This window comes from Collinsella aerofaciens (genome assembly GCF_028209395.1).
Lineage (GTDB): Bacteria > Actinomycetota > Coriobacteriia > Coriobacteriales > Coriobacteriaceae > Collinsella > Collinsella aerofaciens_AZ.
In genome coordinates, this window is the sequence record NZ_JAQLDQ010000012.1 from 1 (window position 1) to 2,368 (window position 2,368).

At 59.7% G+C, this 2,368-nt stretch carries 3 protein-coding genes; 2 read left to right on the top strand and 1 reads right to left on the bottom strand.

The annotated features are described in order from the left end of the window. Positions 1–206 (top strand): hypothetical protein (locus tag PMW67_RS05965; RefSeq protein WP_271739080.1); only part of this gene is annotated, 206 nt, incomplete at its 5' end. Between the two features lie 410 nt (positions 207–616). Beyond that, the gene (locus PMW67_RS05970) at positions 617–1,660 is read left to right on the top strand and encodes a M42 family metallopeptidase (protein WP_124786045.1); all 1,044 of its coding nucleotides are present in this window, start codon (positions 617–619) and stop codon (positions 1,658–1,660) included. Between the two features lie 136 nt (positions 1,661–1,796). On the opposite strand, the gene PMW67_RS05975 is transcribed toward PMW67_RS05970, so the two are convergent. Next, positions 1,797–2,368: aminomethyltransferase beta-barrel domain-containing protein (locus PMW67_RS05975; protein WP_334204045.1), on the bottom strand; the 572-nt coding region annotated here is incomplete at its 5' end.

Genomic DNA, 2,368 nt, shown 5'->3' on the forward strand with positions numbered 1-2,368 from the left:
TCATGCTTCACTCTCAAATCAACGCGCATAAAGAAAGCCTCCCATTTCTCATGTCCAAGAAATGGGAGGCAGTTCAACTTCGTGCGGCGGGGGCTTTTTGTGCCGCGCCGATGCCCCGATATGGGCAAAACCAAGGCATGCTGCCCGCTGCGGATAGGTGGTGCACTTCCCAGCGTGCATTTTTGGGAGTATTCAGCAAGCTCTGAAAAATGCATAACGTTGTGAATGGGTCGTAGTGGCCCGCGGCGCCCATCGACAGCACTTGTGGGCGGGCTATCGATGGGCGGAGATGGCTGTCGCCGCGTTTTTGGTTTGCGCCGGCCTGCAACACTGCTGCAACCACATCGTTATGTCGTTTGTGATGGGGCCGTTGGGGCCCACGGTGCTGAATACTCCGTTTTTTGCACGGTCCAAGGTGGGGTACCCTAGGATGAGAGAAATTGATACCTCATATTTATGCATATATCGATATTTCTATGCAAGATTTGGATTGTAAACCGTGCGCGTGCATAAAACCGGTGTGGGGACGTCTGGAGTCGGCTCGGCTCCTGGGGCATTGCACGTGCAGAACGGTTAAAATCGGGACTCGGTCTTAGTTTTACTTGGAAGGATGCATATGGCTTCTAATGTTGATGCTTCTCTAGAGGAGACGCTCTCCTATATTACTGACCAGTTGAAGGCGCTTACCTCGATTGCTTCGCCTACGGGCTATACCCGTGCGGCGACTGATTATCTGATGGAGACCCTGCGCGATATGGGGTTTGGGCCCGAGCGTTCCAATAAGGGCAACGTGTTGGTTGAGCTTGGTGGCGAGGGTGGGCCGCTCGTACTGGCGAGCCATGTCGATACCCTGGGCGCCATGGTGCGTTCCATCAAGGACAATGGTCGCTTGCGTCCCACGACGCTCGGCGGGCATCAGTGGTCTACGGCCGATGGCGAGAACTGCACCGTTTACACGCGCGATGGCAAAGTCTTTACGGGTGTGGTCCTCAATACCGAGCCTTCGGCGCATGTGGCCGATGAGCCGGTCAAGACCATCGAGAAGAACATGGAAATCCTGCTCGACGAGAACGTTGACAGCAAGGACGATGTGCTCGAGCTGGGTATTCAGACGGGCGACATCATCGCTATGGATCCGCGTACCACGGTGACGGAGAGCGGCTACATCAAGAGCCGCTTCCTGGATGACAAGCTGTCGGCGTCGATTCTGCTGGGTCTGGCCCGTTCCGTTGCTGACGGCGAGGTGTCGCTTTCGCGCAAGGTGTCGCTGCTCTTTACCGTGTACGAGGAGGTCGGCCACGGCGGTGCCTTTGTGCCGGCCGACACGCGTGAGATGATCAGCGTGGACATGGGCTGCGTGGGTGACGACCTGGGCTGCACCGAGCGCATGGTTTCGATTTGCGCCAAGGATTCGGGCGGTCCGTACAACTACGACCTGGTAACCACGCTGTCCAACATCGCGCGCGAGCTGGAGCTCGATTACGCCATCGATGTGTACCCGCACTACGGCTCCGACGTCGAGGCCACGCTCTCGGCCGGCTACGACATTCGCCATGGTCTGATCGGCCCCGGCGTGTACGCGAGCCACAACTACGAGCGCAGCCACATCGACGGTGTGCGCAACACTTTCGAGCTGGTTCGCGCCTACGTCCAGCGCTAACGATGCAGCGGCCTCGGCTGACACGGCAGTACCGACCGAGGCTGTCCTCTCTAACTTGCGGTGAAATAGGGACTGTTTGGCGGTTTTAAACGCTTAAACAGTCCCTATTTCACCGCAACTTATGAAGGGGATGGGGCTATTTGATGGCGCCGGTCACGGTGCCGCCGCCCAGGACGATGTCGCCGCGATAGACTACAACGGCTTGGCCGGGGGCGATGGCGCGCTGCGGCTCGTCAAAGGTCAGCAACATTTGCCCGTCTTCGCCGCACGTAAGGATCGCTGCCTGGTCTTTCTGTCGGTAGCGGTACTTGGCGCCCACGCGGATGCCGCCGGCATCCAGCTCGGCCTCCATGCGGTCGGCAGGGGCGCTCCAGATCCAGTCGTTGGCCGTGAGCGCCGTGGCCGTCAGGTCCTCGGCCTCGCCCAGATGCACGGTGTTGTTAGCGGCGTCGACGCCCGTCACATACACAGGATGCGCCATCGCGACGCCCAGGCCTTTGCGCTGGCCGATGGTGTAGCGCAGCGCGCCGTTGTGGCGCCCGACCACGCTGCCGTCGCGCCACACAATGTCGCCCGGTGCAGCGGGATGTCCGCAGCGGCGCTCGATATAGCCCGCGTAGTTACCGTCTGGAATAAAGCAGATGTCCTCGCTTTCGGCCTTCTGGGCGTTGGTAAAGCCCTGCTCGGCGGCTATGCGGCGCACGTCGT